This window comes from Pseudomonas sp. RA_15y_Pfl2_54 (genome assembly GCF_963971015.1).
Taxonomy (GTDB): Bacteria; Pseudomonadota; Gammaproteobacteria; order Pseudomonadales; family Pseudomonadaceae; genus Aquipseudomonas; species Aquipseudomonas baetica_A.
In genome coordinates this window covers 1-19,846 of record NZ_CAXAPN010000058.1, presented here as the reverse complement: position 1 = coordinate 19,846, position 19,846 = coordinate 1, and the positions used below count along the sequence as shown (strand labels likewise).

Annotated in this window: 13 protein-coding genes and 1 pseudogene; 7 read left to right on the top strand and 7 right to left on the bottom strand. The window is 52.4% G+C overall.

Going from position 1 to position 19,846, the window contains the following annotated elements:
- The 3 genes from AACY50_RS27720 to AACY50_RS27710 form a co-directional block, all read right to left on the bottom strand.
- On the bottom strand, positions 1–1,219 hold a 1,219-nt coding region (locus tag AACY50_RS27720), incomplete at its 3' end, for a hypothetical protein (RefSeq protein WP_339539765.1).
- A gap of 313 nt (positions 1,220–1,532) precedes the next feature.
- Positions 1,533–1,748, bottom strand: a complete 216-nt coding sequence (locus tag AACY50_RS27715) for a hypothetical protein (protein ID WP_339539762.1) — start codon at positions 1,746–1,748, stop codon at positions 1,533–1,535.
- A gap of 84 nt (positions 1,749–1,832) precedes the next feature.
- On the bottom strand, positions 1,833–2,009 hold the full coding sequence (locus tag AACY50_RS27710) for a DUF3606 domain-containing protein (RefSeq protein WP_110718470.1): 177 nt from the start codon (positions 2,007–2,009) through the stop codon (positions 1,833–1,835).
- 396 nt (positions 2,010–2,405) lie between these two features.
- Between AACY50_RS27710 and AACY50_RS27705 the strand changes: the two genes are divergently transcribed.
- Positions 2,406–2,771 carry a histone-like nucleoid-structuring protein, MvaT/MvaU family gene (locus tag AACY50_RS27705; protein ID WP_339508537.1) on the top strand — a complete coding sequence of 122 codons (366 nt, stop codon included), beginning with the start codon at positions 2,406–2,408 and terminating at the stop codon, positions 2,769–2,771.
- A 117-nt stretch (positions 2,772–2,888) separates the two neighbouring features.
- On the opposite strand, the gene AACY50_RS27700 is transcribed toward AACY50_RS27705, so the two are convergent.
- Together AACY50_RS27700 and AACY50_RS27695 are read right to left on the bottom strand one after the other, a co-directional pair.
- Entirely contained in the window at positions 2,889–3,857 is a 969-nt protein-coding gene (locus tag AACY50_RS27700; RefSeq protein WP_339508539.1) for a hypothetical protein, read from the bottom strand.
- Positions 3,848–4,552: a hypothetical protein gene (locus tag AACY50_RS27695; protein ID WP_339508541.1), complete on the bottom strand. Its 705-nt coding sequence runs from the start codon at positions 4,550–4,552 to the stop codon at positions 3,848–3,850. Before AACY50_RS27695 ends, AACY50_RS27700 begins: the two co-directional genes overlap by 10 nt.
- A 602-nt stretch (positions 4,553–5,154) precedes the next feature.
- On the opposite strand from AACY50_RS27695, the gene AACY50_RS27685 reads away from it, so the two are divergent.
- Positions 5,155–6,792, top strand: coding sequence for a hypothetical protein (locus AACY50_RS27685; RefSeq protein WP_339508543.1), 1,638 nt, complete (start codon positions 5,155–5,157; stop codon positions 6,790–6,792).
- A 15-nt stretch (positions 6,793–6,807) separates the two neighbouring features.
- Positions 6,808–7,566 carry a hypothetical protein gene (locus tag AACY50_RS27680; RefSeq protein ID WP_339508545.1) on the top strand — a complete coding sequence of 253 codons (759 nt, stop codon included), beginning with the start codon at positions 6,808–6,810 and terminating at the stop codon, positions 7,564–7,566.
- Positions 7,567–7,661: 95 nt separating this feature from the next.
- On the opposite strand, the gene AACY50_RS27675 is transcribed toward AACY50_RS27680, so the two are convergent.
- A complete protein-coding gene (locus AACY50_RS27675) occupies positions 7,662–8,261 on the bottom strand; it encodes a hypothetical protein (RefSeq protein WP_339539757.1) in 600 nt (199 codons plus the stop codon).
- A gap of 256 nt (positions 8,262–8,517) precedes the next feature.
- On the opposite strand from AACY50_RS27675, the gene AACY50_RS27670 reads away from it, so the two are divergent.
- The 4 genes and pseudogenes from AACY50_RS27670 to AACY50_RS27655 all read left to right on the top strand — a co-directional run.
- On the top strand, positions 8,518–9,255 hold the full coding sequence (locus AACY50_RS27670) for a hypothetical protein (protein ID WP_339508551.1): 738 nt from the start codon (positions 8,518–8,520) through the stop codon (positions 9,253–9,255).
- 304 nt (positions 9,256–9,559) lie between these two features.
- Positions 9,560–12,856 (top strand): STY4851/ECs_5259 family protein, encoded by a 3,297-nt coding sequence (locus tag AACY50_RS27665; protein ID WP_339508553.1) that lies wholly within the window; start codon positions 9,560–9,562, stop codon positions 12,854–12,856.
- 9 nt (positions 12,857–12,865) lie between these two features.
- The gene (locus tag AACY50_RS27660; protein WP_339539754.1) at positions 12,866–19,162 is read left to right on the top strand and encodes a DEAD/DEAH box helicase; all 6,297 of its coding nucleotides are present in this window, start codon (positions 12,866–12,868) and stop codon (positions 19,160–19,162) included.
- 216 nt (positions 19,163–19,378) lie between these two features.
- Positions 19,379–19,716: pseudogene (locus tag AACY50_RS27655) on the top strand (transposase); the annotation flags it as partial.
- Between the two features lie 35 nt (positions 19,717–19,751).
- Here AACY50_RS27655 and AACY50_RS27650 read toward each other — a convergent pair.
- Positions 19,752–19,846, bottom strand: a 95-nt coding sequence (locus AACY50_RS27650; RefSeq protein ID WP_057395645.1) for a transposase domain-containing protein, incomplete at its 5' end; no start/stop codon positions are given.

Genomic DNA, 19,846 nt, shown 5'->3' with positions numbered 1-19,846 from the left:
AGCAGCATCTTAAGTAATGCGGCTCTGCGTTCAGGTGAATAGTACGGCACGACCAGTCTCTTTCCGCCCCCGATATGCTTTTTTTGGAAAAACCGGAGAGGCGACAACTATCCTGACACCGGGGGCATACTGCAAAGCGGCCGTATTCGATGGTCAGTGTAGCGATGATTTCATTCGGGATTGGGGTGCCAACATTTGCACGTTCAATCTGCTGCAGCGTATCTGCTACGTGATCAACTTTTGCGTCGAAAAAGCCCCAGAAATCACTACACGCATGTTGCCATGTCACCCAAGCGATCTCAGGCGACGCTTGTCTTTGCATCACCGGTTGTATCTCGGTTTTGAATTCGTTGACGTCCTCCGCTATCCATCGCGAGTAGTCTCGGAATTGATTGCAAGCATCCTCAAGGTACTTAACATCGTACGCTTGGGAAATCAGCTCTGCGATGTAGCTCGTTACCCTGGCCAACACCAGGCTTGTCAGAACGCTCGCTTGAACGGGAGGAGGAATCTCTCGTCCGCACTCAGCGAGCTTCTTGAAGGAGGTTGTGAAGTTCTTTATCAGTACAGGAAGGGCCGGAGGTGAGGGGTTTCTGATCCAGTTGATGGCATTATCAAGGTTGTGCTGAAGCGCGTAATCATCGGAGGCTGCGTTCTTTCCGGGATAATGAAACTGCGTCTGCGAAATGCCACAGCGTGCGTAAGCCCAGCGCATGACTTTAGCCAAAGGCATCGTCATCTCGCCGGCGCTGGTTATCGACGGTAGATACCAGAATTCGTCCTCGGGCGTTTCCAGTTGAAAGTCCGCGATTTTGTGCCGCAGCAGGCTCTGGTTCAGCGAGATCACTAGCAGTGGGACTGCCTTGATCGAGATAAAGTATCGAAGGGTCTGGGCCTTGCTCAGAAATGTCCCTTCAGTACGGACGACTTGGTTGTAGCCGTAATGCAGGTCAGACAGTGGATCACCTATGGCTTGCATCATTCGTGTACTGGGTAGGTAACCCATTAGCATGCCGCCGAGCAGTCGGACAGCTTCGCCAAAGTTCGAAGCCAAGTGACCTTCCTCTTTGGCAAGTCGCTCCAACTGCTTCTGAATGTTTTTTTTGGCTGTTTCATCGAATTCATCACGATCCGCCTCCTTGCGAGGAAGCACGCCAAACGCATCGAAAGCGAGCCTGATCAACTCTCCCTGACTTGCGAAACAAACTTTTGAGCTCATATTGAATCCTCAATCCCCCGGTCGAAACCGGGGGCGCCGTCCTAGCGTTGGTTAGGGTTCAACTGCTTGCCACGGTTACCGTGAACATGGGCATTCGTCGGGTTTGTACCCGTAGTTCCGCGGTTGTTGTTCAGAGCGTCAGATCTATCGTTACGCTGCTGGCGTACTGAATCGGCTGGCGTGCTTTTTTTGGACATGTGATTCTCCGAATGAGTAGGTAGGGCAGTTGAATGCTATCCACCGGATTCGGATGATGATCTAGGAAAATTGGCGACGAACTTTTCTGGAGATGATTGAGAGGCTCCCACAGCCTTCATTTTTCGATGGATGTATCGATCAGCGCCAACGTCATCTTGATGAAGTCTTCATTTCGGTCGATCGCTGCGAGGGCTTCTCGGACATTCTCCGCAGTGTCTGATGAACCTTGCTGCTCAACCCAATTCGACAACTCCATGATGGCTGTCTCCAGTGCGAGTTGGTTCTCGTGGATCTTGGAGAGGAGCGGTGCCATCAAGTCTGAATTCGGCATATTTGACTCCGTCCGGATTGAAGGCGGTTAGGCCATATTCACATCGAGAAAAAGCCCTACCGTGACGTAGGGCGCTTTCGAGCGTTATTTCCCGAGTTTTTTGCGTACATCATCGACCATCGGGCCAACTGCTTTAACTGCAGCCTTGAGCTGGTCAACGGTGACACCGAACTCCTTGGACCAATACTTCAACTCCCATTCTTCGGAAGTGTTCACTCGTTTTCTGTCTTGCGGTCCGCGGTTGTGCAGATCATCAGCCATGTCGATCTCCTTGGTTGTACATGGGGGGTCACAGAAGGCTTGAGCATAGGTCATAACTGAGATTTGGAGTCGCGATGTGGTTACGGTAGGAGCGGCCGGCCGCAACGGGTGGCCCGCTCTGATAAAGATGCTGAAGGATTGATGCGAGTGCTCTGGTGATACTGCTGACGATCTATGGATGGCGAACCGGTTACCGCGCACCTGCTTACTAGGGTTATTTGTTTAGTGTCAGACGAGAAAGGGGGGCTGGAGAGATCGCCGTAGAAGAACTTAACGCTTGTGGGGCTCAGACAGATAAGTAGAGCGATTTGAATATCGAACTACGTTTGATGGGAACCAATCTGTTAGATTTGATTTCAATTTAGTTTGTGATCTTTACTCACCCACGAGGTTTCCATGTCCAGACTCGCAGAATTTCGCCAGCTCGAAAAACATCTCGCTGAACAGTTGCAGGCACTGGAGGCACTGAAGGGGGATGCCGGCCTAAACAAGGAAATTGAGTTCGAAACGAAGATTCGTGATTTGCTGGCCAAGTATGGCTTCAGCCTCAAGGACGTCATCAATATTTTGGATCCCCAAACGGGCAGCCGCGCTCCAACGGCTCCTGCCAAAAAGGGCAGTCGTAAGGCGCGTCAGGTCAAAGTCTATAAAAATCCGCACAGCGGAGAGACGATCGAAACAAAAGGCGGTAATCATCGGGGGCTGAAGGCTTGGAAGGAGCAGTATGGCTCTGACACAGTGGAAACATGGCTCAGCAAGTAGTGAGTCACCAGCTATTAAAGAGCCCTTGCGGGCTCTTTTTTGCTTATGTCCAGGCTTCCGATTTCTGAAGGGTAGGGCATGTAAACGTCAGAACACAGTGGTTCTTGTTGTCACTTTTCAGGCGGCAACCAACAAAATTTCCTTGGAGTTTGAAGCCTGTTTAAGGAGCCCTGGATGTTGGATTTCGAGACTCATGACATCGGCTTGGTAAGTTAGCGCCGGCATCATTTTCTTGCCGAGCTGCAGGAAGTTAGTCAGATCCGTGAGGTGTGACTGGGTGACCCGCGCTGCCAGACGGCGATCGCTATTTAATACTTCGATGCGCCTCTCGTTTAGGTTTCGAAGATCGCTCCCGAGCTGCGTTAAGCATTCTTGGCTAAACCTAGGTGCACCTGATTTCATCTGTACGTGCGCCAGCATGAGGCCTAGGTTGACCAGGCGATCCTGCAGTAGCGAAATCTCGTTCAAACGGTCGATGTTGCTGGCTGCTTTGGGGGCGTGCTTTTCCAGCACCAGCTTGGTGAACTGATACTCCTTATGGAAAGGTGCTATCAGTGCTCTCAGCTGTTGAACATCTTCCTGCTCGCAGAATTGCCGGGCGGTGAGGAGCAAGGCACGGAACTGGGCTTCATCGATCAGTATATTGCGCTCATGACCTTCGCGGACCAAATTCCATGTTTGCTCGATGGCAACCGACTGCGCCTGGATTTGATCGCTGATCTTGTTCAGCTTTTTGCAGACGATCACGAAGCCGGCTGTAGTAACCGCCAGGTTCAGCCCGGATAGGACGAGGTTCGCTGATTGCAAGCCTTGGAGCACGTTCATGCTCTGCTGCAACTGACCCATACCTCCTTGCAGCGATCCGAGCCCACTTGTCAAAGTGGACTGGAGGTTTTGCAGGCTTTGCTGGGTTTGTAAGGCGTCATCTGGGAAAAGAAGGTGGCCGACGATACGCCCGCCATTCGAGCTTCCAGCAGCGTGTCGGACGACACCGCCAAATAGTTGGTATTCACCGTTCTGGAGCTTGGCCAACATTTCAGGGAGGTCGGGTAGGGAGCGCAGGAGCGTTTCAGCGTTTATAGGCATGCGCGTAGTTTCTCCACATAGGCTGCGAAATCAGCTTCAAGTCGAATGCGGCGGATCTTGGCCACTTGGAGCACCGCCGGCACGGTAATGCGAAACGCAGGTGCTGTTGACTGATAGATCGTGGCGCTAGCAACGCCGATAGCCAGCGGAGCCGCGACCAATGCAGCCAGTCGACCACCGATAGCGCCCGCGACTCCTGTGGCACCTCCGGTTGCTACAAAGCCAGCTGCAGTGCCGGCGGCCGCAGCCAAGGTGCTTACGACCTGTCCAATGTAGTTCGTTAGAGCTGCGCCGTTCAGCCCCTCTGTCGAAGCACTCTCTCCAATGTATTTGTGAACGGCTTGGCGGATGACGATTTCTTCTATGGCGTAGATGTCATCTGTTGGACTGGGCTTTCCATCGAGCTTTTTCGCGACGTCGCTTGCCAGCTCCAAGTATTCCACACTGTCTGATCTGAATAGGTTGGCGATGCTGTTGCTGCCGAATGCCCGGATCTCGCTCTCCAAAACATCGGGGATCAACTGAAGCTTTCCCTGTGCTTGGCGATTCAGGATGACCTTTTTAATCGAGCTGTCGAGGGCGATCCGACCCTTGCCGTTATCCGTAATCAGATCCGCTAGCACTTCCAGGTCATCCGACGATGCATTTGATAATAGATCGGCTAAGGACCGTTCGCGTGGCACTACAAAATCCATGTATCCCCCTGTTGGTTGGTGCTCTGTTTATCCTGCTCACGTTGAGATGCTTACGTCATTCGTTGAGCAGCGCTTTGCTGGTGAGGTTTCTGAAATGTCAGGGCGTAAGCATGGGTAATATGATGGCACTTTGTACATATCCTCCACTACTATTGTCTGATAACAAGAATTTTCTGATCGCTTATCAGGACTTATGGAATTGATGCCGTAACCCAACTGCACGCTCTGCGTAATAGCGCCGGTTTCGCCGCTCTTACGCGTTACACCAAGGCGTTTGACCTTTTCAGAGTGATGGGTGTGAGCTCTAAGGAGCTCGTCCATTCGAACATTCTTCCTGCCTTCATGAACGCAGACGAAGCGCATGGACTGGGCGCCTCCGTGAGGGACGCTTTCGTTACGTCTCTCACACAGTTACTCAGCCTTCGCCTCCAATCATTAGTTATTGGAGCTGTGCTTGCGCATTTTGAGGTCTCAATCTACGCTCCGGTGGCATATAGCCATTGCTCGTTTTCTTTTGGGATAAGCACGCAGCGGGGCGCACCCGGGCGATGCCGGCAAAGGAAGCGTGTGTGCACACACAGTCAAACACTAAGGAGACTCAGATGCCGAAATCCATCCGTTGGGGCATTCTTTCGGCGCTGATTATCAGTGGCTGTTCTACCACTTCTCTTACGTCATACCGAGACGGGCAAGGTCCGATCGCGGTGCTAGGTGATGATGATATAGCCCATGGCGGTGTCGTTTATCATCTGCCGATGCTGCAATTCAACATCACGGTCACCCGTACTCTGGCTAATTGCACACGCGAATCGGAAGTACCAGGAGGCCTTCCCGTTTCAGATATCAAGTTCGATTATAAGGTGAAGACCGAACCGACCTATGTCGCAGGCGAGCGATTTGTATTGGACTACGAGGAGAACTCCAATTGGTCGAAGACAGGTGAGGTAGGAATTGATACCTATGACAACGGAGTCCTCAAAACTCTCAACAGTGTAATTTCTGATGATACGGCTGCAATCGTCGCTAATCTTGTCTCAACGGGAGTTGGGGTGGCGAAGATTGCAATGGGAGTGCCGAGTATTCCTGGAGCCGCGCAATCGCCAATGAATGCGTCAGAAGGAATGGCGTGTTCTCCAGATACGATGAAGCTCCTGGATAATTTGGAGATCGCGGCAAGGACGGTCAAGGAACGTGAAGGGGAGTTGGCTGAGATAAGCAGCAAATACGATCATCTCGACCGATTGCTCAAGCTTGAGATCATCTCTCAACCTCAGATGGTAGTGATGGCTGACCTGCTGTCGAAGCAGGAGAAGGCAGAAAAACGCCTGAAGTCTGCACAAGGGGTTGCCGAAGCTGTTATCAGCTCTTTGAGTACTACGGATCAAATGGTCTGGCCTCGTGGATCTATAAAACCGAATACCGCAGGCCGAGCCGCGGACCAACTCAATATCTCCTCCGCCAACAGCCAGAAGCTCATGGGACTATTTGTTCCGGCTGAGGAAAATCCAAAGATTGCTGGTCCATGGCGAAACGAGTTGGATTTGATCTCGTCTTTCCGCATCTGGGTGGCGCTTCAGTCAGTTACAGAGCCAACCGTAGCAGGCTGCAAAGATGAAGCTAGCTGTAAAAGCTCCGCAGAGCAGCGTTTACGAAATCGAGCTGGTTTGTTCTACCGGAGCCCTGTTCCGGCTCAGCTGATGGTCTGCCAGACTCAGAATAAACAGGACTGTCTTGCCGAGGCGGCGAAAGGAAAACTGCTCGGTCAGCCAGTAATGGCACCGCAAATGGGTGCGCTGCGATTTCTCCCCTTGACCAACGGAAACTTCCAGAACAACTCTCTGAGTGCAAGTTTCAGATCCGACGGCACGATAGCGGCGGTCACCTACAAGGAACTGGCATCTCGCGGTAAAGCATTAACAGGTGCCATTGCGTCATCAGTCGACTCAGCCGGCAAGTTTTATGACGAGATTCAAGTTTACAAGGACAAGAAGCGCAAAGAAAAAGAGGTAGAGAAGGACGCGTTGCGGCAGGATGAACTTGACGCGCTTCAACATCAGATTGCTGTGCGCAAGAAGGAGGATGAGTTGGATAAGCTCGGCGCTCAAGATCCTACTGAAGGAAACACAGCTTCTTCTGTCTTGAATTTGTCCTATGCCGCGTTAGCTGAAGCAGAGCTCAAGAGGCTAAACGCGGAGCAGGCGCTTGCTGAGGCGCGCAAAAATCCTCTGCCAGGTCAGTGATTTTGGAGGGAGAGAATGGGTCGCTTCGTATGTGGCATTGTCGTCAGTTTAAGCGCCATTTCCATTGCGCAGGCGCAGTCAGCTAATGGCGTAACGCCCAAATCCAGCCTCTCCAAAGGTGAGAAGGCGGCGATGAGGGCGGGCTTCGTTAAGATGGCAGGTGATTCTCGGTATCTGGTCGTACCGTATGGTGCATACAAGATCGGGAGTATGTGGAACTCCTCTAAAATCAGGGTTTGCTGGAGTGATCCTGGAGTCCCTTCCTTGACAATCCGCAATGTCGTTCGCGCTGCTGTCGCCGACAGTTGGTCCCAATATGTCAACGTCACATTCATTGGTTGGGAAGACTGCGCCGATACATTCGCTCCAGATATCAGTCTGCATGTGGCTAAAACCATGTCAGTCACCACAAAATTAGGCAAAAATCTTCGGGATGTAGATCCGGGAATGCTGCTCCGCATAGACTACAGTAGTGTACCGGAATGCAAAGCTAAGGAAGCGGCAAATCCGAACTACTGTCTGCGAGCAAACACGATCCATGAGTTTGGTCACGCTTTGGGTCTAGTACACGAGAACCTGCGCCCGGATGCTCCAAATTGGTGTAAGGAGTATGATCTCAAGGAGGACAAAGATCGAAATCTTCCTGATGGCATGATTGGAGTTGCTGACAAGTACTCAATAATGAATCACTGTAATCCCTCCTCTCTGAACAACGGTTATCTCAGCGTCGGGGATATCGACACCATCAAAAAGCTATATGGAGCTATGAAGTAGCTTTTCTTAATATTTCCTGGTTCTCTTTAGTTAAAGTAGGCGCTGAGACCAATCATACCGCCAAGAGCATTTCGTTAGTGATGAAGGTGGTATGGTTATTTTTTCTCTACCTGAACACCGATAGAAAAGGTACTCGTACTCATGATTCTGATTTCATAGCCTTCGTAATCCGTCACCGAACCAACTGCTGCGTTTTCAATGCGAAGGCTCTGTTTGCCTGAATATCCCAGTGTCAACGTCGCAACGTGGATAGGTGGCGATCCAATATAGGTGATGCTTTCGAGTGAAATATAGAGTCCATCGTGAAAAGGTGCTGCCGTCTGTCCTGTCTCCAGCGAAAGGCTCATGCCTTTTTTGTAGTTTTCAGCTAGCTTTTTCTCAATAAAGGCTACGTCTGGAACACATTTTTCTTTTGGGGTTGGCTTCTCGATGGCACGCTGCAGTTCGAGTTTTAACGAAGTGATTTCTTGCTGTGCAGTTTTCGTTGCTTTCTCAGATTCTTCCTGACGTATTTTGTATGTCTCTACTAGAGTTTGAGCTTCACTCTTACCTTTGTTATAACCGGAGTCATGAATCTGAAGAAAAGTAAATAATGTGCCAATCAAAAATATAAAGGCGCTTCCCGCATATCTGAGAGTCAGGAAATTTTTACTAGTCGAGAGAGGGCTAGGTGGATTGGAGTTGGATTCGTGCATTAATCGATCAGGCCATAGTTAAACGTTTCTGTATTGAGATCCATCTGACACTCCCTGCAAAAACTGTCCGGACAGCTATTCACTTTTTCCTTCAGCTTATCTAAGGGTGTTGTCGGTTGTCTTAGCTGACAAGCCCTATGCGCCTATGCCAAATTGACCAGCTCGGAAATTCGCTGGCACCTTCTCGACTGGACCGTTTGATTGTCCTTTTGTTCTCGCGTGATAGCATTATGCTATTTCCAGTGGAGGTGTGGCTGTGAGCAAATCGAAAACCATTAAAGGAATAGAGGTTTGGGGGGATGATGAGGAGCTTGAAATTCTTCTTGCTGCGTGGGTCAAAGCAATCGTGCGCTACACATCTGCCAATGAGCGCGATAACCCGTGGTGGTACAACGAGCGTGCATCTCTAAGCGTATTGGCTGGTGCCGCATGGACGCTTAAAAAATGGAGCGCTTTGGAAGAGTTTTCGACGTTGAAACGTCATCGAACCCTTGACCCGGGTGTTGATAGTGGTTCGCTGCGTAATGGCCGTTGTGATCTCTATGTGCAGTCCCCAGACACCACTTTTGCAATCGAGGCCAAGCAGACCGTGCAGTCGATCGGAGCTCGTTCTGACGGGTACACTTTTACAGATCGTGCAATGCGAAAGGCATGGGAGGATTCCGGGGACTTGAGTTGCTGGGAAGGTGATCGTCGATTTGCTGTCACCTTTATCGTCCCATCCATTCCAATGAACGAAGTTGTGATGGAGGGAGCGGGTGAGGAATCAGTTTGTGCGCGAAAGGTAGAGCAGGCGATCAAGGCTTGGCTAACTGATGAACCTAGCTTTTTGGGAATATCCATGAAACGTACGGATTTCGCTTTCATTTTTCCGCAGGTGGGCAATCCGCACTATTCGATGAACAATAAATACTACCCAGGTGTTGTCATCGTGTTTGAGGAGCGCTTTCGCGCACATCGTAGACAGGCGCTAGGTGAGGCACAAGTGTGCTGAGCGGCTTGGATTAGTCTTTGCTGATTGCTGAAGATGATGTGTTAGCTGGCATCGTAGGATCGAAAGTGTTGGGTTTCAATTCTTTGGAGAGTACACACTCAAATTTCAGCTTAAATGTTTTGGTGACAGCTAACTGAGTGGTTGAGGGCAGGGGTTCGAATCGCTGGGGGGAAGAAATAAGGCTTCCGATCTGACTCAGAGGTTTACCTGTACAGATACTCACGATAGTCACGCCTAGTACTTCAACGTATGGTGCGAGCGTAGAGCGGAACGGCTTGTTACCCAGTTCAGAAAGGGATTTTGAATGACTCAGTTGGCGGTTAACCCTCTCCCAGCCAAGGCATGGCTGACCGAATTTTTGTTCACGCGAGCCCTGTTCAAGGGGCCGAGCGGGTTGCCCCTTTACAGCTACCATGTCACCGAGGATGAATATGCGGGGCTGACTGCTCTACTTAAAAAGTCTCTGGCAACCGACAGTCCCACGCAGGAAGTTTATGTAGCTGCTTGCTTTTGTTTGTTTGTCAGCGAGAACTACCGTCGACATTACGACGGTAACTGGTCATGGCAGGGGCCAGAGTCTCGTATAGGCGTGACTCTTACTGCGCAGCAGCATGCCCATCTCACTGGCAAGGGACTGGACTACTGGAGGCGCAAAGTTCGTACCCGGGAGCAAGGCCGGGATTGGCTCGGAACGTTGTTTACTGAGGGGGGGCTTCCTTGGCCGCTGCTTAGTAGCGAGTCCCATGGTTTTGGGAGGGCAGTGCGTCGCGGTATCAAACACTTCCACCGCACCGAGGGGCATCGGCGTACCACAGCTGATTTGCTTGCGGATTTCGAAGATGGTCTGCCGCTGTCATTTCGTAATCTCGAAACTCGAACGCTTCTCGCAGGTATCGTCGATCAATTGATGGCACTCGTTGAGCGTTATCCAATTAAGGATGAAACCGATCCTGCTGCCTATCTGGACCGAGTCGATCCTCATTGGCATCAAGCCTTCCCAATACCTTTGGACGAAACCAACGCCCGTCATCTTCTCAACGACTGGTTGCGCGACGCTGGAATTAAAAGACAGGAGCGCAAGGAAGCGTTGGCCAAGGCCAAAGCTTTTACCTGTGAGCACATTCAACAAGGGCAACTGCCAAACTGGACAGTGCTAACAGAGATAACCCTGCCGCCTGACACTGTATTACCAATTTCACCTTCCTCTCTCCACAACACACGTCTTGAGCTGGCCTATTTCGAAGGCGAATCAATGCTCGAGCGAGGTCCAGCGGTGTATGCGCAACTCGCGGAGCAAGGAGTGAAAATTAGATTTGCCAACGTGCAGATATCGTTGCGGCGCCGCTACCTGGATAAAGCGGTGAGCTTGCGGGTGATGGAGAGTGGCAGCACCGTCCACACTTTCTTTTTTGAAAACAGCGCACTGGATTACCAGGATGTACCGCTGATATTCGAGTGCAAAGCTGAACGCTGGTACCTAGTGGCGACGTCTAGTTGTAAACTCATCAGTACCAGAGTTCGCATACGGGCGCCGGAACGCTTTGAAGTCAGCCATTCGATGCCTGCATCGCCCCCCGTTCTTAAAGATCACGAGGGTGGGCAATGGATTGAGGCGAGTGGAAATCTCACTCTTAAAGACGAGGGCGAACGCTACGAGATTCTATTGGCGCAGCCAGGGGCCGATGTCGCACCTCTGATGCTGACCGGCATTTATGCGTTATTCGAGTGCTCACCATCTACGGTTTATCTCGGCTGGCCAACTTTGGTGCTGCCCGAGGGTAGCTCCTACCATAGGGACGAGCTTATGGAGTACGCCAACGGCAAGCTACTCGATCGGCGCAATACTCCAGTCTCTGGCCTGATCAACTACACCGTACGCAGTCGCAAAGGGGAGACTATGCTGCGACGTCGGTTTGGAGTCCTGCCTCGCGGATTTGAGCTGGGGCTTATTCCCGCATTCGGTAGGCGGCCCGCTAGGCTATTGGTCAAGAATGTTGAAGGCTTGGCGCTGCAGGTAATAGGTGAAGGGTTGGTTTGTACGCCCAGTGAGGGCGGATACCAAATGGATCTGAGCACTCAGCACTGTCCACAAGCTTTTACGTTGCTGGTTGGCCCTCCGGCCGAACCAGTAGAGATACGATTACCGTTTCCGTACCAAGGTGCCTGCCTGCTCGATGTAAACAGCCAGCCTGTTTCGGTCAAGGCTATGAACCTCGCCGAGCTTGGCGGGCATCGCCTGCAGCTGAGTTCTGGTTTACAGCAGGGGCAGATGTTTTACCTGCGGTTCGAGCTCATTTGTCGAGAACAATCCCGCCCCAAAAGAATGTACGCCATTAGTGTCGGCCAGATGCCTATGGTGCTTAATCTTTTCAGCTATATCGCCGACCTTCAAACGATGTTGGCTGCCGTCGACGAGCAGGACGCATATGTTCACTTAACCATCGAAACTGAACAGCTATTGATGCAATTGGACATCAGAAGGTACGGCGGCAGGGTGCTGATGGAAGGGGCGAAGGCCTTTTATATCTGTGGCGTGAACGGTACCAATATCCTTGACGGGGCCAAGGCCGAAGCGATGCTGCTATCCGACCCCAGGCAATCGCCTTTGGAACTGATTGAAAAGACCAGCGAAGGAGTCGGGACGGGCTGCTTTGTCATTCCTCAACCGTTGTTATTTGACGGACCGTGGCTGATTTACCCGGCTAAGGAATCGCCAATACAATTCCGGCCACATTTATACCTGCCAGCCAGTATGAGTACGCTTGGCGATGTGCAGGTGAAGTCGCTACACCACGCCGCACAATTATTTCATTCGATCCATCGGCCCGAAGTGATCGAAGAGCAGATCACGGCGATGGCAAGCGATTTCGGCCACAGTGGATGGCAATACTTGGCGGACTTGAAGCGTCAGTATGCCCACCTGCCACTCTCGTCTTTAGAAGCTTGGAAAGCCTTAGCAAAAAACCCTCAAGCCTTAGGGTTGGCGATTTTTCGATTGGAGATGGATGAAGCATTTTGCGCTCGCATCGCCGATGAGTTGGCGCTCATGTGGGAAACCGTGCCTTTGCCTATGTGGGCAAAGGCCTACCAAATATTTGCCGAGGGTATCAGGCTGACTGGGCTACCTGCGGAGTTGGTCGACCGCTTGGTCAAAGACCGCGTCATCGTATTGCGCTACATCGTTTCTGGTTTTGACTATGTTGGTAATTATCTCGGAACAGGAGACTGCACCGAACTCAAACGCCTGCCAGCCGAAGATATCCTGCCGGTGTGGTATCAGGATTTGCGTCGTCTTCATGCTGCCAATTCTGCCTGGCCAAATGTGCTCGGAGAGAGATTAGCGAATTGGGTTGAGGATCAACAGTTACCACTTCGCGTCAAAGCAATGTCTTTAGTCTCTTACACAGATGCGGTCACCTATCTGCCAATCTTCATGGCCTATGTCACCGCAGGTAAGGCCTCGGTGAAAGATCTTGGGGTACCCGCCGCCTACTTCAAATTCGCCGCACGCTGGCTCGCCGATTTTGATCGATATGGTTGGTTCAATCCTGTCCATGCGCTCACCGTCTCTTATTTGCTTGCCACCCACACTGATAGCTAAGGAATAGCCATGCGTAACTTCACTGATCTTGTCGAGCAAACCCTTGACCGTACGCGTGAGGCGACCTTGGGTGTACTGGGTATCACTGATGGAGGGTTGCGGCGTCATTTATACCAGAGCCTGAATTCCGAGCTTGGGATGGACGGCTGCCTGCTCGCACCTCCTGTGTTCGAGCATACTTTCGGGTGGCATGAGTCAAATTTGCAGTTGCTGGATCTTCAGGCGGAGAAACTACTCAGTGCTGAACTTCTTGAGACCTTGGCGGGAGCGTCGACTTATGTGTTTCCCAAGACTGCGCGGCCCTATATTCACCAGGTAAAAGCATGGCGCTCCTTGCTCAATGAAACACCACGTTCGGCCATCGTCACTACTGGCACTGGGTCAGGTAAGACCGAATGCTTTATGGTGCCGATTTTAGAGGATTTAATTCGCGAGCATCAGCAAACGCAACAGGCATTAGTCGGTGTGCGCGCGCTATTTCTATACCCTCTCAATGCCCTGATCAATTCGCAACAGGAACGCCTGAACGCTTGGACGCAGCGCTACGGTAAAAACATCCGTTTTTGCCTGTACAACGGCAAAACACCGGACAGGGCTTCCTCCGTTCGCAACGACCAAAAACTCAAGCAAAACCAGATATTGTCCAGAGAGTTGCTACGCCGTGAGCCCGCACCAATTCTGATGACCAACGCGACAATGCTGGAGTACATGCTGGTGCGTCAGGTGGATACCCCGATACTGGAGATATCAAAGCAGAATCAGTCTTTGCGCTGGATCGTCCTCGATGAAGCGCACACCTATGTCGGATCTCAGGCGGCAGAACTTTCCATGTTGTTGCGTCGGGTGGTACATGCTTTTGGCCGTAGCCCTGAACAGCTTCGGTTCGTTGCCACCTCTGCAACCATTGCCGGGGCCGAGGCTACCGACCGTCTGCGCCGCTACCTAGCACGCTTAGCTGGGGTTGCTGAGGAGCAAGTAGATGTTATCGACGGCTCACGGAAATGGCCCGACTTGCCTGAAGTAGGCCGTTTGCGAGCTGCCAATCTCGCTAGCCTGCAGAACACTCAGCCAGCTCAAGAAGTATCCAATGAGCGTTACCAGGCTTTGTGTGCCAATCCGATTGCCCGGAAACTGCGCCGCGCAGTGGTGAGTGCAGAAAAGCCGCTCGGACTCAATGATCTTGTCAGTAAAATTCGCTCTCAGCTCGAAAGCACTACGCAGGCCGAGCAGCAACGGGAAACGCTGCAGTGGATTGATGTCTTGACCGGCACTCGTCCGGCGGCGAATCAGCCGCCGTTTCTAAAGTTACGTATCCACATGTTCCAGCGGATGCTGCACGGGCTGTGGTCATGCATCGATCCGCAGTGCCCCATCAAGTCTGAAGACCTCCAAGATTGGCCGTTCGGCAATGTTTATGTTTCGCAAAAAACGCGTTGCGGGTGCGAGGCACCGGTTTACGAGATTGGCTTCTGCAGCGAATGCAAAGTGCCTCATCTTCTGGCAGAAGATCGTGATGGTGAGCTGGTGCAGCCACGCGCATTTGCAGGGGACGAGTTTGCGCTGAATTACGACGATGTCGAAGAGGGTGAAGGTGGAGGCACTGGGTCTGCCAAAAGGATAAGCAGGCCTGCACAACGTTTAGTCATTGCCGGCGGAAATACGCTAGCCGCTGCTTTTGAACACCGCACCCTAGATCTTATCAATTCTAAGCTGGGGGTTGTTACCTCACCGCGATCGTTATCAATCGTGGTTGCACTCGAAGGACGAGAAGATAGCTTAAAGGGAACTGAAAAGTTCGCCTGCTGCAGTGCGTGTGAGCATTCGGCATTTGGCTCCAACCGGTTTCTGCGTCGCGCCTATCTAGGTGCACCCTTCTATGTGGCGAACGCTGTTCCGACCTTGCTGGAGTTTTGTCCAGATCCGGAGAAGGGTGATTCAGAAGGGCGTTCCCCTGAAGAGCTACCGGGCCGTGGTCGTAAGCTGATCACCTTTACCGATAGCCGCCAAGGCACAGCACGCATGGCGGTGCGCATGCAGCAGGAGGCCGAACGCTCGAGACTGCGAGGTCTGGTATTCGAAACGCTGCGAAACGCTCAGGCTAAGGCTGACTCGCAACCGAAGAACGAGCCGACTGGCAGCCCTGAGAAATTCCTCGCCAGTGCAGCAACACTGGAAGGTATTGGCATGATGGTCGAGGCCGCCAAACTTCGCCAGACTGCGGCAGAGATGCAAGCAGGAGTTCCTGCCGCATCAACTGTTGTGAGCCTGACATGGTCAGAGATCCTACAGGTGTTGGCGGCAGCGAAAGATGTAGATCCCTTCATAGTCAGATACAACCGTCAGGCCAATCCGGCATTGTTCGACGGGCATGAAGGTGGCCTTACCATGGCGCGGCTGTTAATGAGTCGTGAATTCTCGAGAAGACCAAAATTTCAGAACAGCTCAGAGACACTTGGGTTGATCAAAGTCGGCTATACCGGATTAGACAAGGTCGCGCTGACACCGCCTCTCTGGACTGTCACCCAGGCTTATGCTGCTAGTGGCCCGGCAACGACTCCGCGCACAGAATTGACGCTTCAGGACTGGCGCGACTTTTTGCACGTGGCGCTGGACTTCTTCGTACGGGAAAACACATTCATCTCGATGGAAAGCAAGATGCGCCGGTGGATGGGAAGCCGTTTCAGCCCCAAAGCGTTGTATGCGCCAACGAGCGATGTGCAGGAAAGCAGCACCATCAAAAAGTGGCCACAAGTTAAGGTTCATAGCGCGCACCGGCTAGTCAAACTACTGGAAGTAGCAACCGGGCTTAACCGTCGTAACCCAGATGATGCAGCTACTATGAGCTGCTGGTTGGAGGCCGCGTGGGGGGCCTTGATCGGTGCTCATATCCTGGAGTCATCAGACACTGGACACCGGCTGAAACTCGAAACACTTAACTTCTCGCTGCCAACAAAAGCGTGGGTTTGCCCGGTCACCCATCGACTGCTTGAAACGACCTTTCGCGGGCTTACTCCCTATCTTCCGCGAACGGTTGGCGAGCGGGACTATCACTGTAAACGTGTCAATATGCCTAGCTTTACTGCTCTGTTTGCTGATGGCGGCTCGGTTTCAAAGCAGCAGCAAGTTCGAAAACTGGTCAATGCTGATGTCACCGTCTCAGACCTCCGCCAGCAAGGTTTGTGGAGTGATATCTGTGATCGCACTCTTGAAGGGGGCTTTTACTACCGTGTTGCCGAGCACTCTGCGCAACAGTCCGCCGAGCTACTCGACAAATATGTTGAGCAGTTCAAGCGTGGCGATATAAACGTGCTCAACTGTTCAACCACCATGGAGATGGGCGTCGACATTGGCGGTATTGCCGCGGTGGTGATGAACAATCTGCCTCCGCATCCCGCCAATTATTTGCAGCGTGCTGGGCGCGCCGGCCGGCGTAACGAGGCCCGTGCAATCGCCTATACATTGTGCAAGGCCGACCCGCACAACCAGCGCGCATTCGCCAACCCCAAATGGGCGTTCGTGACTGCCATTCCTGCACCTGCTATTACCCTCAGCTCCGCGCGTATCGTGCAGCGTCATATAAATTCGCTATTGCTGGGTATCTTTTTGCGCGCACACAGCAGTTCCGACGGTGACCGAACCAAGTTGACCTTGCATTGGTTTTTCGGCTCAGACAGTTCACCGTGTCAGAACATGGCGGGGTGGCTGCAAGCGTGCTCTGACGAATTCGCACCAGCCGTTCGAAAGTTGGTTGCGGGAACCAGTCTCGCGGGGCGCGCCATGAACTTTATGATCGATAACACACTCAGCTCGCTCAGAGCTCTGGAGCAGCGCTGGCTCGAGGAATACAGAAACCTTAACGAGAAAATCCAAGGTGCCAAGGACGAGGCTTATAAGCGTGCGTTGAGCTTGGAAAGGCAACGTCATGAAGGCGAGTACTTGCTTCGCGACCTCGCTTCGCGGGCCTTTCTGCCGGGCTATGGCTTCCCTACTGATGTTGTCACTCTCAAGACCTACAACATTGAAGACTTCGTTCAGGCTCGCAACGACCAGCAGGGCAGTCGTGAAGACAGTCTCGCCAGTAGTCGCGGAATGCCTTCCCGCGGGCTAAACATCGCGATTCGCGAATATGCTCCAGGATCGCAAGTTGTCATCGACGGAAGGGTATTTCGCTCCGCCGGCGTCAGCTTGCAATGGCACGCTAATGGTGAAATCAACGAAGCGCAAAAATTCGACACCGCCTGGCGTTGTCCCGAGTGCGGCAACAGCGGCGTTATCGAGAACGCCTATGCCAATAGCGATAAGTTGTGCTGCACTCATTGCAGCACCTCAATACCTAATGAGCTATGTCGCCGCGTACTGCGTCCCGCTGGCTTCGTAACCGACTTCTATGAAGAGACCACCAACGACGTCACTTCCCAGAAATTCATCCGTGTCGAAGAACCTCGCATTCAATTGAATGGGGAAAGTAGTGCCTTGCCAGATGCTCGCTGTGGGTTCTTCCGCTTCGGTCACGATGGTACGGTCTTCCATCACTCATCTGGCGAGCATGAGGAAGGTTACGCCGTATGTTTGAGTTGCGGACGAGCAGAGTCGATGCTCCCAGGAGCGGAAGTCCCAACTGGCTTACGTGCTGACCAGCAGCATCGACCCGTCGGCGGTTTAGCTGGTAGCCGCAAGGACAAGGACTGTTCAGGCGAAGCGGTGGTCCATCAAGTGCATTTCGGCTATCAAATCCATACCGACGTTCTAGAGCTCTATCTGCGAAACCCGCTAACGGGGCAATGGTTGCCCGACTCAGTCAATGGCCGAGTCATCGCTGCCACTTTGGGTGTGGCACTGCGAGACGTTATCGCTGACGAACTCGGTATCGTCAGTACCGAAATGGGCTTCAGCCACCGGGTCGATCGTGACCGCGAAAGCCGTCAGGGCAGGGCGGTGATTCAGCTATACGACGAAGTCAGCGGCGGCGCAGGCTTTGTATTGGAAGGTCTTAGCGACATCACAAGTCTGCTGAGCAAAGCCATGAAGCGCCTACATTGCCCGGCTGATTGCGAGACGGTATGTTCCCACTGCCTAGCTGGACAAGACAGCCGAGTCGAGCGTGAGGAGCTGGATCGACGTCTTGCCCTGCAATGGTTGACCGATGGCGCGTTGATGGAGCATCTGGGCCTGCCCGCTGTTTTTGAAGAAATACCTGAAGCGAGTTACTGCTCGGTTGGGCCGCTACATTATCTGGCCAGTGCCCTGAACAGCCATAATCAGGATGCAGCCTCTGCTCGACTGCTTCTGTGCTTGCATGGCGACCCGCAGGATTGGGATATGGATCACCCTCGATTCAGACAGCAACTGCTCGCTTGGGCAATTGCCGATGACTTAAAGGTTAGCCTCGGCATTGCTCCAGAGTGTGCTTTGAGCCCTGATCAACGGACCATTTTGCTTATGTTGGTACGAATGGGCATAGAACTCGTCGAACTGCCCGCGCAAAGCATATCGACCAAAGCGCCGATGCTTGCACAACTTTACACCGGCAACATTTGCCACAGTATTTTCGCCGGCGAGATATCTGCTGCGCTACCAGGTGCCGGTTGGTTGAATGGTCATGACATCACATGGGTTGCCACCCGTGCATCGCCGGAACTGCAGTGCCAGACACTCGACACCCGTTCATGGAAAAGCGATACTCAGGAGGCTAGGATCGTTGAGGTTACTGCTGAGCTGGATGGGCCTATTAGTAGCTTGAGCAAGCGACTGTTGACCTTGATCGACGCTAAAATGCCGGAGCTTGCCGAGCTGCTTGCGACCGATCAGGCCGTCACTATCAGCTACTCCGATCGGTACTTGAAATCGCCTTGGTCGCTGATGCTATTTACCGGTTTCGTCAAGTTATTTGAGGGGGCGGAACTTCAGACGATCTCTGTGAAAACTTTGAGCGTAAACGGGGGACAGCCCAGCTCCTGCATGAACCACGATTGGCAGCGGGCGGAGGATCAGAAAGAGATCATATCTGAGTGGTTGGTCGAACAGCTTGGAATCGAGCCTGATATCTCGCTTGAGCGTAGTAGTCGCGACATATTGCACGGCAGGTCCATGACCGTAACGTGGCGTTCTGGAAGGGGCAGTCAGATTTTGCTTGATCAAGGGATGGGTTATTGGCGCCCGCGTATGCCTTACAGAGATGAACTCAATTTTGACTTCCAAGTTTCTAAGCAACGGCAGATGGAGAGCGTCGCGGAGAAATATTCCAAGGCGCAAATGCAGCAAGGTGGGCAGTGGCCGACATTTATAAGTTGCAGAATTAAGGTGTAGTCGTGCGCTCGAGACCATTCCAGTGGTATACGCCATATGTGACTTTGTCACTTAGCAGACAGAGCGCTGGATTTCATTAGGTTTTTATCTTGGCACAGCTGCGCTCCGTCAGATCTCCGGTGGAGCAGCCAGCGAAATCGGATTGGAGTTGTTGTAGTGGTCTAATGAAAGCGGACACCCATTTAGGCGAGAATGCTCGCTAAATAGAGGTGTCTGATGACCAAACAACGTCGTTCCTTTTCCGCTGAATTCAAACGCCAGGCCGCAGGCCTCGTGCTTGATCAAGGCTATAGCCATATCGAGGCCTGACGTTCGCTCGGGGTCGTCGAGTCCGCGTTGCGTCGCTGGGTTAATCAACTTCAGCAGGAGCGCACTGGCGTTACTCCGCAGAGTAAAGCGCTGACGACTGAGCAGCAGAAGAGCCAGGAACTTGAAGCTCGAATCGCTCGCCTTGAGCGGGAGAAATCCATTTTAAAAAAGGCTACCGCGCTCTTGATGTCAGAAGAGCACGAGCGCACGCGCTGACTGACCAGTTAAGTACCCAAAAGCCGGTCGATTGTAAGCGTCTGCCCAACTCACGTTGCGTAAGTCAGACAGATACCCACTGATGCGGCAGCAGTTGGTCGATCTCACTCGCCCGTTGCGTCGGCAACCGCGTCAGCACATCTTTGAGATAGGCATACG

Excerpts from the sequence above, each read along its gene's own strand:
- AACY50_RS27680 (WP_339508545.1), top strand. The coding sequence starts at position 6,808 with ATGGGTCGCTTCGTATGTGGCATTGTCGTCAGTTTAAGCGCCATTTCC.
- AACY50_RS27665 (WP_339508553.1), top strand. The coding sequence starts at position 9,560 with ATGACTCAGTTGGCGGTTAACCCTCTCCCAGCCAAGGCATGGCTGACC.
- AACY50_RS27685 (WP_339508543.1), top strand. The coding sequence starts at position 5,155 with ATGCCGAAATCCATCCGTTGGGGCATTCTTTCGGCGCTGATTATCAGT.
- AACY50_RS27660 (WP_339539754.1), top strand. The coding sequence starts at position 12,866 with ATGCGTAACTTCACTGATCTTGTCGAGCAAACCCTTGACCGTACGCGT.
- AACY50_RS27700 (WP_339508539.1), bottom strand. The coding sequence starts at position 3,857 with ATGCCTATAAACGCTGAAACGCTCCTGCGCTCCCTACCCGACCTCCCT.
- AACY50_RS27705 (WP_339508537.1), top strand. The coding sequence starts at position 2,406 with ATGTCCAGACTCGCAGAATTTCGCCAGCTCGAAAAACATCTCGCTGAA.
- AACY50_RS27695 (WP_339508541.1), bottom strand. The coding sequence starts at position 4,552 with ATGGATTTTGTAGTGCCACGCGAACGGTCCTTAGCCGATCTATTATCA.
- AACY50_RS27715 (WP_339539762.1), bottom strand. The coding sequence starts at position 1,748 with ATGCCGAATTCAGACTTGATGGCACCGCTCCTCTCCAAGATCCACGAG.
- AACY50_RS27675 (WP_339539757.1), bottom strand. The coding sequence starts at position 8,261 with ATGCACGAATCCAACTCCAATCCACCTAGCCCTCTCTCGACTAGTAAA.
- AACY50_RS27710 (WP_110718470.1), bottom strand. The coding sequence starts at position 2,009 with ATGGCTGATGATCTGCACAACCGCGGACCGCAAGACAGAAAACGAGTG.